Annotated in this window: 16 protein-coding genes, 1 tRNA gene and 1 pseudogene; all 18 read left to right on the top strand. The window is 62.9% G+C overall.

Annotated elements, in window-relative coordinates; translation table 11 throughout:
- Positions 1-148 (top strand): annotated as a pseudogene (gene tuf, locus AB4097_RS20130) (elongation factor Tu); the annotation flags it as partial.
- 43 nt (positions 149-191) lie between these two features.
- Positions 192-268 (top strand) — tRNA-Trp (locus AB4097_RS20125).
- Between the two features lie 164 nt (positions 269-432).
- Positions 433-633, top strand: a complete 201-nt coding sequence (gene secE / locus AB4097_RS20120) for a preprotein translocase subunit SecE (protein WP_442042835.1) — start codon at positions 433-435, stop codon at positions 631-633.
- A gap of 12 nt (positions 634-645) precedes the next feature.
- Positions 646-1,179, top strand: coding sequence for a transcription termination/antitermination protein NusG (nusG, locus tag AB4097_RS20115; protein ID WP_009764284.1), 534 nt, complete (start codon positions 646-648; stop codon positions 1,177-1,179).
- 171 nt (positions 1,180-1,350) lie between these two features.
- Positions 1,351-1,779 (top strand): 50S ribosomal protein L11, encoded by a 429-nt coding sequence (rplK, locus tag AB4097_RS20110; RefSeq protein WP_009764285.1) that lies wholly within the window; start codon positions 1,351-1,353, stop codon positions 1,777-1,779.
- Positions 1,780-1,789: 10 nt separating this feature from the next.
- Positions 1,790-2,491, top strand: a complete 702-nt coding sequence (gene rplA, locus AB4097_RS20105) for a 50S ribosomal protein L1 (protein ID WP_442042832.1) — start codon at positions 1,790-1,792, stop codon at positions 2,489-2,491.
- A 181-nt stretch (positions 2,492-2,672) separates the two neighbouring features.
- Positions 2,673-3,104 carry a YciI family protein gene (locus AB4097_RS20100; protein ID WP_442042830.1) on the top strand — a complete coding sequence of 144 codons (432 nt, stop codon included), beginning with the start codon at positions 2,673-2,675 and terminating at the stop codon, positions 3,102-3,104.
- Between the two features lie 32 nt (positions 3,105-3,136).
- On the top strand, positions 3,137-4,429 hold the full coding sequence (locus AB4097_RS20095; RefSeq protein WP_442042828.1) for an RNA polymerase sigma factor: 1,293 nt from the start codon (positions 3,137-3,139) through the stop codon (positions 4,427-4,429).
- A gap of 72 nt (positions 4,430-4,501) precedes the next feature.
- Complete coding sequence (locus AB4097_RS20090) at positions 4,502-4,651, top strand: hypothetical protein (RefSeq protein ID WP_442042826.1); 150 nt, start codon at positions 4,502-4,504, stop codon at positions 4,649-4,651.
- A 444-nt stretch (positions 4,652-5,095) separates the two neighbouring features.
- Positions 5,096-5,614 carry a 50S ribosomal protein L10 gene (gene rplJ, locus AB4097_RS20085; protein WP_181052130.1) on the top strand — a complete coding sequence of 173 codons (519 nt, stop codon included), beginning with the start codon at positions 5,096-5,098 and terminating at the stop codon, positions 5,612-5,614.
- A gap of 52 nt (positions 5,615-5,666) precedes the next feature.
- The gene (gene rplL / locus AB4097_RS20080; protein ID WP_114947861.1) at positions 5,667-6,044 is read left to right on the top strand and encodes a 50S ribosomal protein L7/L12; all 378 of its coding nucleotides are present in this window, start codon (positions 5,667-5,669) and stop codon (positions 6,042-6,044) included.
- Positions 6,045-6,291: 247 nt separating this feature from the next.
- Positions 6,292-10,422: a DNA-directed RNA polymerase subunit beta gene (rpoB, locus tag AB4097_RS20075; protein ID WP_442042824.1), complete on the top strand. Its 4,131-nt coding sequence runs from the start codon at positions 6,292-6,294 to the stop codon at positions 10,420-10,422.
- A gap of 110 nt (positions 10,423-10,532) precedes the next feature.
- The gene (gene rpoC / locus AB4097_RS20070; protein WP_442042822.1) at positions 10,533-14,708 is read left to right on the top strand and encodes a DNA-directed RNA polymerase subunit beta'; all 4,176 of its coding nucleotides are present in this window, start codon (positions 10,533-10,535) and stop codon (positions 14,706-14,708) included.
- A gap of 198 nt (positions 14,709-14,906) precedes the next feature.
- Complete coding sequence (locus AB4097_RS20065) at positions 14,907-19,697, top strand: cadherin domain-containing protein (protein ID WP_442042820.1); 4,791 nt, start codon at positions 14,907-14,909, stop codon at positions 19,695-19,697.
- A gap of 468 nt (positions 19,698-20,165) precedes the next feature.
- Positions 20,166-20,537 carry a 30S ribosomal protein S12 gene (rpsL, locus tag AB4097_RS20060; protein WP_009764294.1) on the top strand — a complete coding sequence of 124 codons (372 nt, stop codon included), beginning with the start codon at positions 20,166-20,168 and terminating at the stop codon, positions 20,535-20,537.
- Positions 20,538-20,564: 27 nt separating this feature from the next.
- Positions 20,565-21,035, top strand: a complete 471-nt coding sequence (rpsG, locus tag AB4097_RS20055; protein WP_442042818.1) for a 30S ribosomal protein S7 — start codon at positions 20,565-20,567, stop codon at positions 21,033-21,035.
- Between the two features lie 19 nt (positions 21,036-21,054).
- Complete coding sequence (gene fusA / locus AB4097_RS20050) at positions 21,055-23,130, top strand: elongation factor G (protein ID WP_442042816.1); 2,076 nt, start codon at positions 21,055-21,057, stop codon at positions 23,128-23,130.
- 45 nt (positions 23,131-23,175) lie between these two features.
- Positions 23,176-23,324, top strand: a 149-nt coding sequence (locus AB4097_RS20045) for a GTP-binding protein (protein ID WP_441969905.1), incomplete at its 3' end; no start/stop codon positions are given.

Raw genomic sequence — 23,324 nt, 5'->3', positions numbered from 1 at the left:
GGGCACCGAGATGGTGATGCCGGGCGACAACATCACGATGGAAGTGACGCTGATTGCGCCGATCGCCATGGAAGAGAAGCTGCGCTTCGCCATCCGCGAAGGCGGTCGCACCGTCGGTGCCGGCGTCGTCGCTTCCGTGATGGATTAATCCCGATCCAGGCGGCGGGCTTCCGTCGCCTGTTGACCGCCGGAGGAGTGTAGCTCAATCGGCTAGAGCACCGGTCTCCAAAACCGGGGGTTGGGGGTTCGAGTCCCTCCACTCCTGCCAGCGGTCGACAAAGCGGGCGTTTTGCGTTAGAGAAGCGCCCCGTAGATGGTTTGAACAGGTGGCGCGAGGCTCGGAAAGCAGCCTCGCGCCCCTTCAATTTGGGCTCAAGCGTGCCCTTAGAGGACGTTCGCAGCCGCTCTTGCGGTGATGTGGACGCAAGCGAAATGGCGAAGACGAACCCGTTCGATTTCATACAGCAGGTCCGCTCGGAGGCTGCGAAGGTCACTTGGCCGACCCGCAAGGAAACCATGATCACGACCGCTATGGTGTTCGTGATGGTGGTGCTGGCCAGCGTCTTCTTCCTGGTCGTCGATCAGGCTCTCGGCTGGGGCGTCCGCTCGGTGATCCTCGGGCTTGGCGGTTAAGGGGTGGATGGAATGACGAAGCGTTGGTACATCGTCCACGCCTATTCGAATTTCGAGAACAAGGTCGCGCAGTCGATCAAGGATCAGGCAGCGCAGCGCGGCCTGGAGGACAAGTTCGACGAGGTCATGGTTCCGACCGAGAAGGTCGTCGAGGTGCGCCGCGGCCGCAAGGTCGATACCGAGCGCAAGTTCTTCCCGGGCTATGTCCTGGTGAAGTGCGACCTGACCGACGAGGTTTACCACCTCATCAAGAACACGCCGAAGGTGACGGGCTTCCTGGGCGCGGACAAGTCCAAGCCGGTTCCAATCCCGGATCGTGAAGCCGAGCGGATCAAAGGCCAGGTGGCCGAGGGTGTCGATCACCCCAAGCCGTCCGTCAGTTTCGAGGTAGGCGAGCAGGTCCGCGTCTCCGACGGGCCGTTCGCCTCGTTCAACGGCGTGGTCGAGGAAGTCGACGACGCCCGGGCCCGCCTCAAGGTGGCGGTGTCCATTTTCGGCCGCGCGACGCCGGTCGAGCTCGAATACGGTCAGGTCGAAAAGATCTGATCGGAAGGGAAGTGGCACCTTTCCGGTAGCGCTTTCCAGGCCCCTTGAGAGGGGCTTTCATCCGCGGGAGGTCTGCCCGGTCGCCAGCCGGGAGTTCCAGACTGCACCGCGATCTGCAACTGCCATTCCGCTCGGTTGGCGCCGGGCGGTTGGTCCATTAGGAGCAGTCCTATGGCAAAGAAAATCTCGGGCTACGTTAAGCTTCAAGTGCCCGCAGGCGCAGCCAACCCGTCGCCGCCGATCGGTCCGGCGCTCGGTCAGCGCGGCCTGAACATCATGGAATTCTGCAAGGCCTTCAACGCGAAGACCTCGCAGATGGAGAAGGGCACCCCGATCCCGGTGATCATCACCGCGTATCAGGACCGTTCCTTCACCTTCGAGATGAAGCAGCCCCCAGTCTCGTACTGGCTCAAGAAGGCCGCGAAGATCGACAAGGGTTCGCAGACCCCCGGCAAGGGCGGCACCGTCGGTCGCGTCACCCGCGACCAGATCCGCGAGATCGCCGAGAAGAAGATGGTCGATCTCAACTGCGACACCGTTGAATCCGCCATGGCCATGATCGAGGGCTCCGCGCGCTCGATGGGCATGGAAGTGGCGTAAGGAGGGCATGATGGCTGTGAAAGAAGGTAAGCGCATCCGCGGCGCCCGCGAGGGCATCGAGGTCACCAAGCTCTACCCGATCCAGGACGCGGTGAAGCTGATCAAGGAACGCGCCAAGGCGAAGTTCGACGAGACCATCGAGATCTCGATGAACCTCGGCGTCGATCCCCGTCACGCCGACCAGATGGTCCGCGGCGTCTGCAACCTGCCGAACGGCTCCGGCCGTACGGTCCGCGTTGCCGTCTTCGCCCGTGGCGCCAAGGCTGACGAGGCCAAGGCCGCCGGTGCCGATATCGTCGGTGCCGAGGAGCTCTTCGAGACCGTCAACGGCGGCACGATCGACTTCGATCGCTGCATCGCCACCCCGGACATGATGCCGCTCGTAGGCCGTCTCGGTAAGGTGCTCGGCCCGCGCGGCCTGATGCCGAACCCGAAGGTCGGAACGGTCACCATGGACGTGAAGGGTGCCGTCGAGGCCGCCAAGGGCGGCGCCGTCGAGTTCCGCGTCGAGAAGGCCGGTATCGTCCATGCCGGTATCGGCAAGGCCTCCTTCGACGAGGGCAAGCTGGTGGAGAACATCAAGGCTTTCGCCGATGCCGTCTCCAAGGCGAAGCCCACGGGCGCCAAGGGCACCTACATCCAGCGCGTCGCGATCTCCTCGACGATGGGCCCGGGCGTGAAGGTCGATCCTTCCTCGGTGACCGGCGCCTGATCGGCTTATTGCCAGACAATCGGAAAAGCCCGGCCTCGTGCCGGGCTTTTTCTTTTCCGAGCCCCATTTGAGCCTGTTCTGGTGCAAAAAATCTCGATGGCCTGTCGATCCGGCCAATGCCCATTCGTCGTAGGAACAGGAGAGCCCATGTAGCTCTCTGGGAGCACAAGGAGATGAGACGATGCGCGTGATGGTACTGGTGAAGGCGACGAAGGACAGCGAGGCAGGCCTCAAGCCCTCGGCCGAGCTCACCGAAATGTTCGAGGCCATGGGCCGCTTCAACGAGGAACTGGTCAACGCAGGTATTCTCCTGGCCGGGGACGGGCTCAAGCCCTCATCCGAGGGGAAGCGGGTTGCCTTCGACGGGCCCGGCCGCACCGTCATTGACGGCCCCTTCGCCGAGACCCGCGAGCTGGTCGCCGGGTTCTGGCTCTGGGAGGTCAAGAACATGGCCGAGGCGGTCGAATGGGTGAAGCGCTGCCCCAATCCGATGCCCGGCCCGAGCGAAATCGAGATCCGTCCGATCTACGAGCTGGCCGATTTCGGCGATATCGTCACGCCGGAAATGGCCGAGCAGCAGGACCAGCTCCGCGCCAAAATCTCGGGCCAGTAAGGAACCCGCGCTGCGCTTTCCCCAGCAGGACCGTGACGACGACCGACATCCACCGCACCATAGAGGCGATCTTCCGGATCGAGCGGGCCAGGCTCATTGCGGGGCTGGCCCGGATGGTGCGCGACGTGGGGCGAGCCGAAGAGCTGGCCCAGGATGCGTTCGTCACGGCCCTTTCCGAATGGCCGCGAACGGGGGTCCCGGTCAATCCCGGCGCCTGGCTCAATGCCGCCGCGAGGCGCCGGGCCATCGACCTCCTGCGGCGCGACAGAATGCTCGCCCGCAAGCATGCCGAGATCGGCCGCGACCTCTCGGAGGAGGACGGAGCCGGCCTCGAGGCGATCGAGGCCGCCATGGACGACGATGTCGGCGATGAACTGCTGGGCCTGATCTTCGTCGCCTGTCATCCGGTCCTTTCGCCCGAAGCGCAGGTGGCCCTGACCCTGCGCCTGATCGGCGGGCTGACGACCGAGGAGATCGCCCGGGCCTATCTCACCAGTGAGGCCACCATCGCCCAGCGGATCGTTCGGGCAAAGAGGACCCTCGGCAAGGCCGGTTTGTCCTTCGAGGTGCCGCGGGGCAGGGAGCGACAGGAGCGCCTCTCCTCGGTCCTGGCGGTCATCTACCTGATCTTCAACGAGGGCTATTCGGCGACCTCCGGCGCGGATCTCACCCGTCCCGTCCTGTGCGCCGAGGCCCAGCGCCTTGTTCGTATCCTGGCCGGCCTTGCCCGCGACGAGCCAGAGGTTCTCGGCCTCCTGGCCCTGGTGGAGATCCAGGCTTCGCGCCTGGCGGCCCGCATCGGCCCGGATGGTATGCCGATCCCCCTGACCGAGCAGAACAGGGCCCGGTGGGACAGGCTTCTGATCCACCGGGGTCTGGCGGCCCTTGAGCGCACGGAGGCTCTGGGCGGAGCCCACGGGCCCTATGCCCTGCAGGCCGCGCTCGCCGCCTGCCATGCCCGTGCCGCCCGGCCGGAGGACACGGATTGGGCCAGGATCGCCGGTCTCTATGACCAGCTCCGTCTCGTCATGCCTTCGCCGGTGGTCGATCTCAACCGGGCGGTGGCGCATAGCATGGCTTACGGGCCGGCCGCCGGCCTGAGGCTCTTGGACGTCATCGATCCGGCCGGTCTGCCTGACTATGCCCCACTGCCCGCCGTAAGGGGCGATTTCCTGTTCCGGGCCGGTCGGCTGCCCGAGGCCCGGATCCAGTTCGAGCGTGCGGCGTCCCTGAGCCGTAATGAGCGCGAGAAGGCTTTTCTTCTCGCAAGGGCAGGGGCTTGCTCGCAGAAGGCAACTCAAAACGGCGGCTCTCATGGCCCTTAGGGAAGGGAGCTCGTTTTAGGGCTTGAATATTACGCTTCCAGCCATCACATTGTTGCAAGTGGGAGCAGGGACATGAATGCCATGATCGAGTTTATCGGCGCCATTGGGCTGATCTTGACCGGATATCTGGCGATGCGCGGCTTTATCGAGGCGTCGGGATCGGCACCTCAGGCCGTCCCCGTCCGGGTGGCATCCAGGCGCTCCGCCCGCCAGCGGCCATAAAAACCTTAAACTTATCCTACCCTGCCCCTTGGCAAGAGGGTGAAAAGGGATTATAGGGATTCTTTGAGTTTCCAACATATGCCGAGGCTCCGCTTTTGCGCGTGCCTCTGGCTGCTAATCCGTCCCGGAGACGGGGCGGTGACAAGCCGGCGAGCTAAAGGGTGACCTTTGGCGCGTTCCGGCTATGTCCTGTCCGAGACTGCAGGTGCCGGCTTGCCGGTTTAATTCGCAAGGGCCTGCATAGACGGGGAAGCCGAGTTTTTTATGCCTGCGTCAACGCAGGTGAAGAGGATCGGTTCGAACCATCTCACCCGGTGCGCCGCCAGGCGTCATTTGGGGGACAGGGCTTGCGAGAGCGTCGTTCAGGGATGCCCTCGGATGCAAGTCCGGGCCTTGAACGGCAAATGCAACCGGCGGAGATTTCCGCCAACCGGAGAGAGCCCAGTGGAAAGAGCAGCAAAGCGCGAGCTCGTCTCGACTCTCAACGACGTGTTTAACACCACGAGCGTTGTCGTCGTCGCCCACTATGCTGGTCTCACGGTCGCCGATATGCAGAAGCTGCGTTCGCAGATGAAGCAGGCCGGCGCCACCGTGAAGGTCGCAAAAAACAGCCTCGCCAAAATCGCTCTCGAAGGCAAGGACGTCGCGTCCATCTCGGGCCTTATGAAAGGTCCGACCCTGATCGCTTATTCGAGCGATCCGGTCGCGGCTCCCAAGGTCGCTGTCGATTTCGCCAAGGGTAACGACAAGCTCGTGATCCTCGGCGGCGCAATGGGCGCGACCGCCCTGAACGTGGACGGAGTGAAGGCGCTTGCCACTCTGCCGTCCCTCGATGAACTGCGCGGCAAGCTCGTCGGCCTCATCCAGGCCCCGGCTACCAAGATCGCTCAGCTCAGCACTGCGCCGGCGGCGAAGCTCGCCCGCGTGTTCGGGGCCTATGCCAAAACAGGCGAAGCGGCGTGAGGCCGTAACCTCAACCATCAAACCGTTCGAACTGAACTTAAGGAACTAAGAAATGGCTGATCTTGCCAAGCTCGTTGACGATCTTTCGTCGCTGACCGTTCTCGAGGCCGCCGAGCTCTCGAAGATGCTCGAAGAGAAGTGGGGCGTTTCCGCCGCTGCGGCTGTTGCCGTCGCTGCTGCTCCCGGCGCCGGCGCCGGCGCTGCTCCTGCTGAAGAGCAGACCGAGTTCACGGTCGTCCTGGCTTCGGCCGGCGACAAGAAGATCGAGGTCATCAAGGAAGTCCGTGGCATCACGGGCCTGGGCCTGAAGGAAGCTAAGGACCTCGTCGAAGGCGCGCCGAAGCCCGTTAAGGAAGGCGCTTCCAAGGACGAAGCCGAGAAGATCAAGGCGACCCTCGAGAAGGTCGGCGCTAAGGTCGAACTCAAGTAATTTTGCGGCCCATCAGGGTCGCAGGGTTACCCCCGAGAAATCGGGGCTCAAATCACACGGTCCCAGGCGATTTTGCCTGGGGCCGTTGTGTCGTCAAAGAGGCCGGGCTTCTTGATGGCACGTCGACAGGTCTGAAAAACGACCTGAATTCTTGCGGTTAGCGGGCGGATTGAGCCGCCGGGCGGCTAATCGAGGAGCCTGACCTTCCGGGGTTCTCGATTAGCCGTGTATGAGGAACGAGGTCCAGATGGCCAACACACTGATCGGCCGGAAGCGCATTCGCAAGTTCTTCGGGAAAATCAAGGAAGTGGCGGAGATGCCGAACCTGATCGAGGTTCAGAAGGCATCCTACGACCAGTTCCTGATGGTCGAAGAGCCAAAGGGTGGCCGGCCGGAAGAGGGCTTGCAAGCCGTCTTCAAATCGGTTTTCCCGATTTCGGACTTTTCGAATACTGCCCTGCTCGAATTCGTGAAGTATACGTTCGAGCCCCCGAAATACGACGTGGACGAGTGCCGCCAGCGGGGCATGACCTTCGCTGCGCCGCTCAAGGTCACGCTGCGCCTCATCGTGTTCGATGTGGACCCGGATACCGGCGCCCGCTCCGTGAAGGACATCAAGGAGCAGGACGTCTACATGGGCGACATGCCGCTCATGACGGACAACGGCACCTTCATCGTGAACGGCACCGAGCGCGTCATCGTCTCCCAGATGCACCGTTCTCCCGGCGTGTTCTTCGACCACGACAAGGGCAAGACGCACTCCTCGGGCAAGCTGCTGTTCGCCGCCCGCATCATCCCCTATCGCGGTTCCTGGCTCGACATCGAGTTCGACGCCAAGGACATCGTGTACGCCCGTATCGACCGCAAGCGTAAGCTCCCGGCGACGTCGCTGCTCTACGCCCTCGGCCTCGACGGCGAGGAGATCCTCAACACCTTCTACAACCACATCACCTATACCCGTGATGGGGATGCCTGGTCCGTGCCGTTCGACGCGGAGCGCATGAAGGGCTTCAAGGCCTCCGTCGACCTGATCGACGCCAAGTCCGGCGAGATCGTGCTCGAGGCCGGCAAGAAGCTGACGGCGCGTGCCGCCCGCCAGCTCGCCGAGAAGGGCCTCAAGAACCTGCGCGCGACGGACGAGGATCTCTACGGCCAGTACATCGGCGAAGACCTCGTGAACCCCAAGACCGGCGAGGTCTACGCCGAAGCGGGCGACGAGATCACCGAGAAGCTGCTGAAGGGTCTGCTCGACGCCGGCTTCGCAGAGATCCCGGTGCTCGACATCGACCACGTCACGGTCGGGCCCTACATCCGCAACACGCTGGCCGTGGACAAGGCTTCCTCCCGTGAGGACGCCCTGTTCGACATCTACCGCGTCATGCGTCCGGGTGAGCCGCCGATCCTCGAGACGGCGGAAGCGATGTTCAACTCGCTGTTCTTCGACCCCGAGCGCTACGACCTCTCGGCGGTCGGCCGCGTGAAGATGAACATGCGCCTCGACCTCGACGCCGAGGACACCGTGCGCACGCTGCGCCGCGAGGACATCCTCGCGGTCACGAAGGCGCTCGTGGACCTGCGCGACGGCAAGGGCGAGATCGACGACATCGACCACCTCGGCAACCGCCGCGTGCGTTCGGTCGGCGAGCTCATGGAGAACCAGTACCGCCTCGGATTGCTGCGCATGGAGCGCGCGATCAAGGAGCGCATGTCGTCGGTCGATATCGACACCGTCATGCCGCAGGACCTGATCAACGCGAAGCCTGCCGCTGCCGCCGTGCGCGAGTTCTTCGGCTCCTCTCAGCTGTCGCAGTTCATGGACCAGACGAACCCGCTCTCGGAAGTCACGCACAAGCGTCGCCTCTCTGCCCTCGGCCCGGGCGGTCTGACCCGCGAGCGCGCCGGCTTCGAGGTGCGCGACGTGCATCCGACGCATTACGGCCGCATCTGCCCGATCGAGACGCCGGAAGGCCCGAACATCGGTCTGATCAACTCGCTGGCCACCTTCGCCCGCGTCAACAAGTACGGCTTCATCGAGACGCCGTTCCGCCGCGTGCGCGAAAGCCGCGTGACGGACGAGGTGATCTACCTCTCCGCCATGGAGGAGGCGAAGTACAACATCGCCCAGGCGAACTCTCTGCTGGATGAAAACGGCACCCTGACGGAAGAGCTCGTGATCTGCCGTCGCGCCGGTGAAAACATCGTCGCGGCTCCCGATCGCGTGGATCTGATGGAAGTGTCGCCGAAGCAGCTCGTATCGGTGGCGGCCGCGCTCATCCCGTTCCTCGAGAACGACGATGCGAACCGCGCTCTCATGGGCTCGAACATGCAGCGTCAGGCCGTGCCTCTGGTTCAGGCGGACGCTCCGTTCGTCGGCACCGGCATGGAAGCCGTCGTGGCCCGTGACTCGGGCGCCGCGATCGCGGCCCGCCGCACCGGCATCGTCGACCAGGTGGACGCGACCCGTATCGTTATCCGCGCGACGGAGAACACGGATCCGACCCGTCCGGGCGTCGACATCTACCGCCTGCAGAAGTTCCAGCGCTCCAACCAGTCGACCTGCATCACGCAGAAGCCGCTGGTGCGCGCCGGTGACGTCGTGCGCAAGGGCGACATCATCGCCGACGGTCCGTCGACCGAATACGGCGAGCTGGCGCTCGGCCGGAACGTGCTCGTCGCGTTCATGCCGTGGAACGGCTACAACTTCGAAGACTCGATCCTGCTCTCCGAGCGGATCGTGAAGGAAGACGTCTTCACTTCGATCCACATCGAGGAATTCGAAGTGATGGCCCGCGACACGAAGCTGGGTCCTGAGGAAATCACGCGCGACATTCCGAACGTGTCGGAAGAGGCGCTGAAGAACCTGGACGAAGCCGGCATCGTGTATATCGGCGCCGAGGTTCACGCGGGCGATATCCTCGTCGGCAAGATCACGCCGAAGGGCGAAAGCCCGATGACGCCGGAAGAGAAGCTTCTGCGCGCCATCTTCGGCGAGAAGGCCTCCGACGTCCGCGATACCTCGCTGCGCGTGCCCCCGGGCGTGACCGGCACCATCGTGGAAGTCCGCGTCTTCAACCGTCACGGCGTCGACAAGGACGAGCGCGCCCAGGCCATCGAGCGCGAGGAGATCGAGCGTCTCGCGAAGGACCGCGACGACGAGCAGGCGATCCTCGACCGCAACACCTATGCGCGCCTGGCCGAGATCCTCTCGGGCAGGAGCGGCGTTGCGGGCCCGAAGGGCTACAAGAAGGACGCCCCGATTACCCGCGAGCTCCTCAACGAGTTCCCGCGGTCGCAATGGTGGCAGTTCGCGGTCGAAGACGATGCTCTGATGACCGAGATCGAAGCCATGCAGAAGCAGTACGACGAGTCGAAGAAGCGCCTCGAGCAGCGCTTCCTCGACAAGGTCGAGAAGCTGCAGCGCGGCGACGAGCTGCCTCCGGGCGTCATGAAGATGGTCAAGGTCTTCGTGGCGGTGAAGCGCAAGATCCAGCCGGGCGACAAGATGGCCGGCCGTCACGGCAACAAGGGTGTCGTGTCGCGCATCGTGCCGATCGAGGACATGCCGTTCCTCGAGGACGGCACCCATGCGGATATCGTGCTCAACCCGCTCGGCGTGCCGAGCCGCATGAACGTGGGTCAGATCCTCGAGACGCACCTCGGTTGGGCTGCCGCCGGTCTCGGCAAGCAGGTCGCCCAGGCGGTCGATGCCTACATGAAGTCGGGCAAGACCACGGCGTTGCGCGAGCAGCTCGTGTCGATCTACGGCAACCTGCCGGAGATCGAGCAGGCGGACGACGACGAGCTGGTCGAACTCGGCCGCAAGCTGCGTCGCGGTGTTCCGTTCGCCACGCCCGTCTTCGACGGTGCGAAGGAATCGGACATCGAGGCCATGCTCCAGAAGGCCGGCCTCGACCCGTCGGGTCAGGTGACGCTCTATGACGGCAAGACCGGCGAGCCGTTCGACCGCAAGGTGACCGTGGGCTACATCTACATGCTGAAGCTCCACCACCTCGTGGACGACAAGATCCACGCCCGCTCCATCGGCCCCTACAGCCTCGTCACCCAGCAGCCGCTGGGCGGCAAGGCCCAGTTCGGCGGCCAGCGCTTCGGCGAAATGGAGGTCTGGGCCCTGGAGGCTTACGGCGCCGCTTACACGTTGCAGGAAATGCTCACGGTCAAGTCGGACGACGTGGCCGGCCGTACGAAGGTCTACGAGGCCATCGTGCGCGGCGACGACACCTTCGAGTCGGGCATTCCGGAGAGCTTCAACGTTCTCGTGAAGGAAATGCGCTCGCTCGGCCTCAACGTGGAGCTGACCAACTCCAAGAAGGCCGCCAACGAGGCGGAGCAGCTGCCTCCGTCCGAGGCCGCCGAATAAGTGCCCCAGGCGCTTCAAGTTTGACGTTCGGCCGCGGCTTTCGTGCCGCGGCCTCATGCAATTGCCGGTGAGGGTGCTTATGTCAGCGCCCTTCAGCCCAGGAGACGGCGATGAATCAAGAGGTCATGAATCTCTTCAACCAGACGGCCCAGCCGCAGAGCTTCGATCAGATCAAGATCTCGATCGCGAGCCCTGAGAAGATTCTGTCCTGGTCCTACGGCGAGATCAAGAAGCCGGAGACCATCAACTACCGTACGTTCAAGCCCGAGCGCGACGGCTTGTTCTGCGCGCGCATCTTCGGTCCCATCAAGGACTACGAGTGCCTGTGCGGCAAGTACAAGCGCATGAAGTACAAGGGCGTCATCTGCGAGAAGTGCGGCGTCGAGGTGACGCTGGCCCGCGTCCGTCGCGACCGCATGGGCCACATTTCCCTGGCCGCGCCCGTCGCTCACATCTGGTTCCTCAAGTCCCTGCCGAGCCGCATCGGTCTGCTGCTCGACATGACCTTGAAGGACCTGGAGCGCATCCTCTATTTCGAATCCTACATCGTCGTCGATGCGGGCCTGACGCCCATGAAGGATCGTCAGCTCCTCACCGAGGAAGAGTACATCCGCGCTCAGGACGAGTACGGTGAGGATTCGTTCACGGCCATGATCGGTGCGGAAGCGATCCGCCGGATCCTGCAGGAGCTCGACCTCGAGAAGACCGCGCAGGAGATCCGCGAGGAAATCGCCGTCACCACGTCCGAGCTGAAGCCCAAGAAGCTCATGAAGCGCCTCAAGATCATCGAGGCGTTCGTGCAGTCGGGCAACAAGCCGGAATGGATGATCCTGACCGAGGTTCCGGTGATCCCGCCGGATCTGCGTCCGCTCGTGCCGCTGGACGGCGGCCGCTTCGCGACCTCGGACCTGAACGATCTCTACCGCCGTGTCATCAACCGCAACAACCGCCTGAAGCGCCTGATGGAGCTGCGTGCGCCGGACATCATCGTCCGCAACGAGAAGCGCATGCTCCAGGAGGCCGTCGACGCTCTGTTCGACAACGGCCGCCGCGGCCGCGTCATCACGGGCGCCAACAAGCGTCCGCTGAAGTCGCTCGCCGACATGCTGAAGGGCAAGCAGGGGCGGTTCCGTCAGAACCTGCTCGGCAAGCGCGTCGACTACTCGGGCCGTTCGGTCATCGTGGTCGGTCCGGAGCTCAAGCTGCACCAGTGCGGCCTGCCGAAGAAGATGGCGCTCGAGCTGTTCAAGCCGTTCATCTACGCCAAGCTCGACGCGCGCGGCCTGTCCGCCACCGTCAAGCAGGCGAAGAAGCTCGTCGAGAAGGAGAAGCCGGAAGTCTGGGACATCCTGGACGAGGTCATTCGCGAGCATCCGGTGCTCCTGAACCGCGCTCCGACGCTTCACCGCCTCGGCATCCAGGCCTTCGAGCCCACCCTCATCGAGGGCAAGGCGATCCAGCTGCACCCGCTCGTCTGCGCCGCGTTCAACGCGGACTTCGACGGCGACCAGATGGCCGTTCACGTGCCGCTTTCGCTCGAGGCTCAGCTTGAAGCCCGCGTGCTGATGATGTCGACCAACAACATCCTGCACCCGGCCAACGGCCAGCCGATCATCGTGCCGTCGCAGGACATCGTTCTCGGCCTCTATTATCTCTCCATCGTGTCCGACGGGCAGCCCGGCCAGGGCAAGGCCTTCGCCGACATGGGCGAGATCGAGCATGCCCTGAACGAGAAGGTCATCACGCTCCACACGAAGATCCGCTATCGCTGGGAAGGTCTCGGCGAGGACGGCCAGCCCGTGTCGAAGATCGTCGACACCACGGCCGGACGTGTGATGCTCTCGCGCCTCCTGCCGAAGCACCCGATGCTTCCCTTCGACGTCGTGAACAAGCTCATGACGAAGAAGGAGATCTCCAACATGATCGATGCCGTGTACCGGCACTGCGGTCAGAAGGAGTCGGTGATCTTCTGCGATCGCATCATGGGCCTCGGGTTCTACAACGCGTTCCGCGCCGGCATTTCGTTCGGCAAGGACGACATGGTGATCCCGGAGAACAAGTGGGCCATCGTCGAGGAGACCCGTGCCCTCGCGAAGGATTACGAGCAGCAGTACCAGGACGGCCTCATCACCCAGGGCGAGAAGTACAACAAGGTCGTCGACGCCTGGGCGAAGTGCTCCGACCGTCTCGCCGCCGAGATGATGAACCGCATCTCGACGGTCCAGAAGGACGATCAGGGTCGCGACAAGCCGGTCAACTCGATCTACATGATGTCCCACTCGGGCGCTCGTGGTTCGCCGGCCCAGATGAAGCAGCTCGCGGCGATGCGCGGCCTCATGGCCAAGCCGTCGGGCGAGATCATCGAGACGCCGATCATCTCGAACTTCAAGGAAGGCCTCGACGTTCTCGAGTACTTCAACTCGACCCACGGTGCCCGTAAGGGTCTGGCCGACACCGCGCTCAAGACGGCGAACTCGGGTTACCTGACCCGTCGTCTCGTCGACGTGGCGCAGGACGCGGTTATCCGTGAGCCGGATTGCGGCACCGAGAAGGGCATCAAGATGCGGGCCATCATCGACGCCGGCCAGGTGGTCGCGTCGCTGGCTTCCCGTATCCTCGGCCGCTCCACGGCGGAGGACCTTGTCGCCCAAGACGGCACCGTCATCGTACCGATGGGCACGATGATCGAGGAGCATCATCTCGAGGCCATCGGCGCCGCCGGTATCCAGGAGGTGAAGATCCGCTCCGTGCTCGTCTGCGAGTCGAAGAACGGCGTCTGCGCCACCTGCTACGGCCGCGACCTGGCCCGGGGCACCCCGGTCAACCACGGCGAGGCTGTCGGCGTCATCGCGGCGCAGTCCATCGGCGAGCCGGGCACGCAGCTCACCATGCGTACCTTCCACATCGGCGGTGCGGCCCAGATCGCCGACTCGTCCTTCATCGAGTCGAGCTTCGAAGGCAAGATCGGCTTCCGCAACAAGAACATTGCGCGCAACTCCGACGGCGACCTCGTCGTCATGGGCCGCAACGTGGCGGTTGTGATCATCGGCCATGACGGCACCGAGCGGGCGGTTCACCGCCTGCAATATGGCTCGCGCCTGAAGGTGGACGAGGGCGACACGATCAAGCGCGGCCAGCGTATAGCCGAGTGGGATCCGTATTCCCGTCCGATCCTCACCGAGATCGACGGTACGGTGGGCTACGAGGACCTGGTCGACGGCGGGTCGATGATCGAGTCGATGGACGAGTCGACCGGCATCGCCAAGCGCGTGGTCATCGACTGGCGCGGTTCGCCGCGTACGGCGGACCTGCGTCCGGCGGTGGTCATCCAGGGTGCCGGCGGCAAGGTGGCCAAGGTCGCCCGTGGCGGCGATGCCCGCTACCTGCTGCCCGTGGACGCGATTCTCGCGTCCGATCCGGGCTCCAAGGTCAAGGCCGGCGACATCCTCGCCCGTGTCTCGACCGAGAGCGCCAAGACCCGCGACATCACGGGCGGTCTGCCGCGCGTGGCGGAGCTGTTCGAGGCCCGTCGTCCGAAGGACGCGGCCATCATTGCGGAGAAGTCCGGCACGATCCAGTTCGGCCGTGACTACAAGAGCAAGCGTCGCCTGACGCTGAACCCGCACGATGGCTCGGAGCCGGTGGAGTACCTGATCCCGAAGGGCAAGCACATCCACCTGCAGGACGGTGACGTGGTCGAAGTGGGCGACTTCATCGTGGACGGTAACCCAGCCCCGCACGACATCCTTGCGATCAAGGGCGTCGAGGAGCTGGCCGCCTACCTGGTGAACGAGATCCAGGAGGTCTACCGCCTCCAGGGCGTGCTCATCAACGACAAGCACATCGAGGTGATCGTTCGCCAGATGCTGCAGAAGGTCGAGGTCACCGAGGGCGGCGATTCCGAGCTGCTCAACGGCGAGCAGGTCGATCGTCTCGAATTCGAGGAGATCAACGAGCGTCTCGTGGCCGAGAAGAAGAAGCCCGCCGAAGGCGTGCCGGTTCTGCTCGGTATCACCAAGGCCTCGCTGCAGACCCGCTCCTTCATCTCGGCGGCGTCCTTCCAGGAGACCACCCGCGTCCTCACCGAGGCGGCGGTCAACGGCAAGGTCGATACCCTTGAGGGTCTCAAGGAGAACGTCATCGTCGGCAGCCTGATCCCGGCCGGCACGGGTGCGCTCACCGCCCAGGTCAAGGCCGTCGCGACCCACCGCGACGAGCTGATCCTACAGCAGAAGCGCTCCGAGTCCCAGGCTCAGGTCAGCGAACTGCCCCCAGCGGCCGAGTAAGCTGCCAAGACGTTTCAATGAACAAAGAGGCCGCCTCCGGGCGGCCTTTTTTTATTGCATGCCAGTGAACATGGCCGAGGACATCATCCTCATATCAGCAACTGTATGAAGCTTAACTATATTTACATTACAACATAACGAGAATAGGCTGGCCTGCTCAAGATTTTTTTTCCTGAATCCCTGTGGCGAGGCCTCTCCATGACTGAGACCATTACAAGAGTTGGCGTCGAAACCGTCGTAGCCACAGCGGCGGTGAACTTTACACCGGATAACCCGAGCCTCTCCGCCTTTCCACCGCCGGCGAGCGGCTATGTCGCCGTCTGGCAGGTCAATAGCGCGGGCCAGACGGATATTTTCTATCAGCGGTTCGACGCCAATGGTGTCAAGATCGACGTCAATCCGCAGTTGGTCAACACGACGACCACGGGTAATCAGACGGCGCCAAGCGTCGCCGCCATGTCCGATGGCCGTTTCGTCGTGGTTTGGGAAGGTGCAGGTCCGAACGGCAGCGGCGGACAGGATGCGGCCGGAGTGTATCAGCGTGTGTTCAACGCGGATGGAAGCCCTGCGACCGTTGAGGTGAACGTGTCCCATGCTCCGACGCTCGGGCAGGGTTCGGCATCCATCACGGCCCTTCCGGCCAATGTCGGTGGCGGGTGGATCGTGACGTGGCAGAATATTGGATCCGACGGCGACGTCGATGTGATCGAACAGCGCTACGCTTCCAACGGCCAGCCGGCCGCAGGCGGCTTTCCACAGGAGTTCCCAGTCAATACGACCGCGACCGGGAACCAGTCGAACCCCGAGATCACCGCTCTTGTGAATGCCAACGACCCGTTTGCCGGTTGGGTTGTGACGTGGCAGGGTAACGGGACGGACGACCCCACCGGCATCTACCAGCAGCGATACGGATATTCCGGCGACAAGATCGGGCAGGAAGTTCGTGTCAATGCGTTCACCAGCGGCGTTCAGCAGAACGCCGTCGTCACGGCAGTCCCCGGCGGAGGCTGGGTTGTCGTCTGGCAGGATCTGGATCCGGGCCACAAGGGAATCTTCCAGCAAGTCTTCGACATCAACGGCAATCGACTCCATGCGGAGGAAAGCCGGGTCGGCCCTGTCGATTCGAGTGCCGTGTTTATCGGCGAACCCAGCGTCACGATTCTGGCGGGCGGCCGCTGGGTCGTCACCTGGACGAACAATTCCGATGTATGGCAGCAGGTGTTCAATGCAGACGGAACGGCGAACGGGAGCGAGATCCTGGTTCACGGGGTTTCGCCGGGCATTCAGCAATTGCCGAGCGTCGCCGCTTTGCCCGATGGCGACTGGATCGTCATGTGGTCCGGCTCGGGGACCGGCGTTGCCAATGCCGGGATCAACGGCTTGTTCCAGCAGCGCTTCCACCTCAACAACGTTGCTCCTGAAGCGCTGACGCTCGCGGGCACAACAGCGGTGACGTATTCAGGCGTATTGGGGAGCAACTTCGATTTCGGTCAACTGGCAGCCGTCGACGCCAATGGCGATAGCGTCTTCACCTACGAAATCGTAGATGGCTCCGGAAACCCGACGACCAACTCTCGGGTCCAAATCGTCGGCGATGCTTCCTCAGGCTATCACATAGCGTTGAAGGATGGTGTCACGCTGGATTCGAGCAGCCCGCAAGGGCGGAACTTCAGCTTCAACGTCAAGGTCACCGACCAAGGTGGCGCGAGCTTCATCCAAGCGATCAGCTTTACCGGAAGCACCGGCAACAGCACTCCCGGTTCAATCAAGGTCGGAGGCGAGACGGCGCTCAGCATTCCCGAACTGGGCACAAGCGGGCGGGACATCGGCCTTCTCTCCGCGATCGATCCGGATGGTGTATCCGCTCTGACCTATGGGATCGTCGATCAGGGTGGGAACGCGCTCCCGAACTCGCCGTTCGAGATCGTGGCAGCCAATGCCTCAGGCTCGTTCAAGCTCAAGCTGAAAGACGGCGTCACGCTCGATCGCGAAGCCTACACCGACGGCGCGTTCACGCTCTACCTGCGAGTGGCGGATTCTGCCGGCCATACTGCCGTCGAGTCGATCGCCGTGACGGTTCCGAACGTCGTCGAGGCCCCGACAGCGATCACGGTCCTTGGCCCTTCGAGCTTCGCTGAAAACGATCCGGCCCAAGTCATCCAAACATTGATGAATGTCGGCGGCGACAGCGGGTCCTACACCTACACCCTCGTCTCGACCGCGGCCGAAGGCAACACCAACCCGACCGCCGAGGCCCTCGCGCAGCTCTTTGCCATCGACGGGCAAAACCTCAAGAAAATCGGCACTTTCGATCACGAGGCTTATGCCGGTGGGACGTTCAGCTTCAAGATCAACGCCGAGATCGCGGGCGTTCCCGGAACTGCATTCGAGCAGACGATCGTCGTCACCGTCACTGACGTCAACGAAGCGCCGACGGCTATCGATTTCGGCACGGCCGGCAACACGGCGGCATGGATCTCGCAGAGCGCACATGACGGGGACGAGATTGCGACCTTGCGCGGCCTGGATCCGGATGGCGATGCCCTTGAGTTCACCATCGTCGAGGGAGAGAACAGCGTCGTGGAGGTAGCCGGCGCTTTCAGCATCTCTAATGGCAAGCTTGTGGTGAGCGCTGGCGGTTTGGGTGCCCTCTTGGGCCCTCAGACGCTCTGGATCCGAGCGAAGGACGCTGATAACCTGAGCACGTGGCAGCTCGTGACGGTGACGGTCGATCCTGCCAATGCAGTCCCGAGCGCCGTAAAGGTGGCCGTAGGAGCTGAAGCCCCCGCCACCATGATCGCCATCGCCGAGAACGGGGATGCCGGTCGCATTATTGGGACTTTGTCCACGACCGATGCGGATGTGGGGCAGACGCATACCTATCGGATCGTCGACGCCAGCGGCATTCCCACAGGCGCTTCGCCTTTCGAGATCGTGGAGACTGCCCCGGCGAGCGGTGTCTTCGCGCTCAAGCTGAAGAACGGTGTCGTGCTCGACCGTGAGCAGTACAATGGCGGCTTCACCGCCGTGAGGATCGAGACGACCGATTCCGGCGACCCGGCACAGAGTTTCATCCAGGACATCGCGATCAACGTCACGAACGTGGTCGAAGCTCCGACGTCGGTTCAAGTCGGTGGAGTGACCGCCCTCGCGCTCACGGAGAACGCAGTTCCGATCGCCAATTTCGGCGGCTTGGCCGTCCAGGGCGGCGACCAGGGCTTCTACACCTATTCGCTCGTCTCGACCGCCGGGGAGGGCAACGCCAATCCGGATGCCGCGACGCTGGCGACGCTGTTTGCGATCACCGACGACAACAACCTCCGACAGACCGCCGTGCTGAATCGAGAGGATTATGCGAACGGCACGTTCACCTTCAAGATCCGCGCCGAGATTTCCGGCATTCCCGGCACGGCATTCGAGCAAACGATTACCGTCACGCTAGACAACGTCAACGAAGCGCCGACGGCGATCGATTTCGGAACGGCAGGGGCGGTGACCGCCAGCGTGTCGAGAACCGCCAGCAGTGGACGACCGATAGGCCAGTTGCATGCGACCGATGAGGATCTGGGTGACACGCATTCCTATGCCATCGTCACCGGCAACGGTATCCATACGGAGATCGACCCGGGCGGTCCCTTCAAGATCGTCAACGGCAAGCTCGTCGTGGATAGTGCGAGCGCGTTACAGGCCCTGGATGATCAAACCACGGTCTGGATCAAAGCGACCGACGCCGACGGCCTAAGCACATGGCAGGAATTCACCATAAACTTGGTCACCAACACGGCGCCAAGCGACATCGTCGTGACCGGCGGCTCGGTTGCTGAAGGAACACCGGCCGGCACGGTGGTCGCAACGCTTGCCACGACCGATCAGAGCGGCGACACCCACGTTTACGATCTCGTGGCCGACGAGTTCGGCGGCGCACTGCCGAACGGGCAGCACCCTCTGTTCAAGATCGAGGACGGCAGCAACGAGATCGTTCTCAAATCGACCCTCGATGATGCTCAAGTCGGCACCTACGACCTCTGGGTCAGGACAACCGATTCGGAAGGGCTTGCCTACATCGAGAAGGTGACGGTCACTGTCACGAATGTCGCGGAGGCGCCGACCGACCTGAAATTCATGAGCCATCCTATATCTGAATTGGCAGCGACAGGGACGGAGGTCGGGTCTCTGACCACGATCGATCCGGATCGAGGTGACGGTTATACCTATACCTTGCTCGACGACGCTGGGGGCCGGTTCGAGATACGGGGCGACAAGGTCGTCGTCAAAAATGGGTTCCTGCTCGATTACGAGCAGAAAGGCGAGTATTCCATCAAGGTGCGCACGACCGACCAGAGCGGGCAGAGCATCGATAAGACATTGATCGTCCATGTCACAGACGTGGATCGGGAGAACACGTTAGGCTCGGATGCCAACGACGTGTTCTATGGCGGCGCCCTGAACGACACGCTGTCGGGTGGTTCAGGCAGCGACCGGCTGTTCGGCGGGGGCGGCAACGACATCCTGTCGGGCGACGCGGGCGATGACATCCTCGCGGGCGGGGCGGGCAAGGACATACTTGCCGGCGGCAAGTGGACCACGGCGGACGTGAACCAAGACGCCTTCCTGTTCGATGTCAAGGTGACGAAGCGGGACTATAAGCAGCACGTCGACACGGTGAAAGACTTCCAGGCCAAGTACGATGCGCTCCACTTCGACGATGCGGCCTTCAGCAATGCGACCATTGCCAAGTACCTGAAGGGAAAGGGCGCCTCGCTCGACAAGCCCATCGCCATCAAGAAGGGCTGGTTTGCCCTCGGCGAGGCCAAGCAGGCGGACGACTTCTTCGTCGCCAAGAAGATCAATGCCAAGACCTACAAGCTCTATTTCGACGCCGACGGTTCGGGCACGAAGCAGAAGGCCCTGGAGATCGCCACCGTCACCTACGATTCCAGCAAGAAGACGGGCGGCGAGATCACCTATAAGGATTTCTTCATGGTTTAGCCTGAAACTGTGATATCGGACTCTTGCCAAGCTCGCACGGGCCTATGGGATAGGACCAATTTCCCCACTCATGACCATGCGGCAGTTTTCCGGATCCAGGGCCAGTCGGACGGGGCGCCTAAGCTCTGGCGCCCCCAATGAAAAGAGTTGACTTTCCCCGACTCGGGCGCTAGAGAAACCGAACTTTCCGGCTGGCCGTAGGTTTTCGCCAGTCGAAGCGCCTAGCTTCGACCGATGCCACCTAAACGCTGCCGAACTCAACCTTGACTGACAGATGTCAGATTTAGGGCACGACCGCGATGCAAGATATCGTGGTCCTCTGCAATCGTACCGCGCCAGGGGCTTACCCAAGTCAATGGCGTGGCTTCGTTTTGTGTACCTGAAAGGGTTCGCACGGCGAAGTGCAGCGTCAACCGTTGAAGACACTTGAAGGCCACCGGGTCGGTGGCTGGTGAAAGAGGGCACAGGATGCCAACGATCTCTCAGCTGATCCGCAAGCCGCGGACGGCGCAAAAGAGCCGGAACAAGGTTCCCGCGCTTGAGGCCTGCCCGCAGAAGCGTGGCGTGTGCACGCGCGTCTATACAACGACCCCGAAGAAGCCGAACTCGGCTCTCCGTAAGGTCGCCAAGGTTCGTCTCACGAACGGGTTCGAAGTCATCGGGTACATCCCGGGCGAGGGCCACAACCTTCAGGAGCACTCCGTGGTCATGATCCGCGGCGGTCGCGTGAAGGACCTTCCGGGTGTCCGTTATCACATCCTCCGCGGTGTCCTCGACACCCAGGGCGTGAAGAATCGTAAGCAGCGTCGTTCGAAGTACGGCGCGAAGCGGCCGAAGTAAGCCGTCAACTGTCATTGAGGTCAGTTCATGTCCCGCCGCCACAGCGCCGAAAAGCGTGAGATCATCCCGGATCCGAAGTTCGGGGATATCGTCGTCACCAAGTTCATGAATTCCATCATGTACGACGGCAAGAAGTCCTCTGCCGAGAGCATCGTCTACGGTGCCTTCGACAGCATCGAGAGCCGTGCCAAGGCGAACCCCCTCGAGGTGTTCAAGCAGGCCCTCGACAACGTCGCTCCGGCGATCGAGGTCCGCTCCCGCCGCGTGGGCGGTGCAACGTACCAGGTTCCGGTCGAGGTTCGTACCGAGCGCCGTCAGGCTCTGGCGATCCGCTGGATCATCCAGGCTGCCCGCGGCCGCAACGACAAGACCATGGTCGAGCGTCTCTCCGCCGAGCTGCTCGATGCGTCCAACAACCGCGGCAACGCCGTAAAGAAGCGCGAAGACACCCACCGTATGGCGGAAGCCAACCGTGCGTTCTCGCATTACCGCTGGTAACGGCCTGAGGAGCTGAGCGATGCCCCGCACGCACGCGATTGAGGACTACCGCAATTTCGGCATCATGGCCCACATCGATGCCGGCAAGACTACCACGACCGAGCGCATCCTGTACTACACCGGTAAGTCCCACAAGATCGGTGAAGTGCACGAGGGTGCCGCCACCATGGACTGGATGGAGCAGGAGCAGGAGCGTGGCATCACGATCACGTCCGCTGCCACCACCTGCTTCTGGAACGGCAAGCGTCTGAACATCATCGACACTCCCGGCCACGTCGACTTCACCATCGAAGTCGAGCGTTCGCTGCGCGTGCTCGACGGTGCCGTCTGCGTTCTCGACGGCAACCAAGGCGTTGAGCCCCAGACCGAGACCGTCTGGCGCCAGGCCGACAAGTACGATGTTCCGCGTGTCGTGTTCGTCAACAAGATGGACAAGACCGGCGCGAACTTCTTCAACTGCGTCGACGACATCGTGAAGCGCGTCGCCGGCAAGCCCGTCTGCCTGCAGATCCCGATTGGTGCGGAAAGCGATTTCCGCGGCATGGTCGATCTGATCAAGATGAAGGCCCTGGTCTGGTCCGGCGAGTCGCTCGGCGCCAGCTTCGATGAGGTCGAGATCCCGGCTGATCTGCAGGATCAGGCCGCCGAGTATCGCGCCAAGCTCGTCGAGGCCGCCGTCGAGATGGATGACGAGGCCATGGTTGCCTATCTGGACGGCCAGGAGCCTGACGAGGCGACCCTGCGCCGTCTGGTCCGTACGGCCGTGCAGCGCCGCGCCTTCCACCCGGTGCTCTGCGGTTCCGCGTTCAAGAACAAGGGCGTTCAGCCCCTGCTCGATGCGGTCGTGGACTTCCTGCCGTCCCCGGCGGACCGCGAGGCGATCCAGGGCATCGACTTCAAGACGGAAGAGCCGACGACCCGTAGGCCGACCGACGAGGAAGGCTTCTCCATGCTCGCCTTCAAGATCATGGACGACCCCTTCGTGGGCACGATCACCTTCTGCCGCGTCTATTCGGGCAAGGTGAACGCCGGCGACACGCTGCTCAACTCGTCTCGCGACAAGAAAGAGCGCGTTGGCCGCATGCTTCTCATGCATGCGAACAACCGTGAGGACATCAAGGAAGCCTATGCCGGCGACATCGTCGCCCTGGCCGGCCTCAAGGAAGTCCGCACCGGCGACACGCTCTGCGACCCGGCCAAGGCCGTGATCCTTGAGCGCATGGAGTTCCCTGAGCCCGTGATCGAGATCGCGATCGAGCCGAAGTCGAAGGCCGATCAGGAAAAGCTGGGTCTGGCTCTCTCGAAGCTCGCTGCCGAGGATCCGTCCTTCCGCGTCTCGACCGACCAGGAGTCGGGCCAGACGATCCTGAAGGGCATGGGCGAACTTCACCTCGACATCAAGGTCGACATTCTCCGTCGTACCTACAAGGTCGATGCGAATATCGGCGCTCCGCAGGTGGCCTATCGTGAGACGATCACGAAGAAGGCCGAGGTGGATTATACCCACAAGAAGCAGACCGGCGGTACGGGCCAGTTCGCTCGCGTCAAGATCGTCGTTCAGCCGAACGACCAGGGTGCGGGCTTCGCTTTCGAGTCGAAGATCGTCGGTGGTGCGGTTCCGAAGGAATACATCCCGGGCGTCGAAAAGGGCCTTCAGTCGGTCGTGGGTGCTGGCGTCGTCGCCGGCTTCCCCGTGGTCGACCTCAAGGTCGAGCTGATCGACGGTGCCTTCCACGAAGTCGACTCGTCGGCTCTCGCCTTCGAAATCGCTTCTCGCGCCGCTCTCCGTGAGGCCCTTCAGAAGGGTGGATCGGTTCTGCTCGAGCCGGTGATGAAGGTCGAAGTCACGACCCCTGAGGACTACACGGGTTCGGTCATCGGCGACCTGAACTCCCGTCGTGGCCAGATCCAGGGTCAGGACATGCGCGGCAATGCCGTGGTCATCAACGCGATGGTCCCGCTCGCCAACATGTTCGGCTACGTCAACACCCTGCGCGGCATGAGCCAGGGACGTGCGAGCTACACCATGCAGTTCGACCACTACGAGCAGGTGCCGTCGAACGTGGCTGCCGARGTTCAGGCGAAATACGCCTGAACCCACTAAGCGACTATTTGAAAGATCAAAGGAACGGGTGCCACGATGGCGAAGGAAAAGTTTGAGCGCAACAAGCCGCACTGCAACATTGGGACGATTGGTCACGTGGACCATGGCAAGACGTCTCTGACGGCGGCGATCACGAAGGTTCTGGCGGAGTCGGGCGGGGCGACGTTCACGGCGTACGACCAGAT

The sequence above is a fragment of the Microvirga sp. 2MCAF35 genome (genome assembly GCF_052115545.1).
Lineage (GTDB): Bacteria > Pseudomonadota > Alphaproteobacteria > Rhizobiales > Beijerinckiaceae > Microvirga.
The sequence above is the reverse complement of the archived record's forward strand: the minus strand, read 5'-3'. Positions and strand labels throughout refer to the sequence as shown.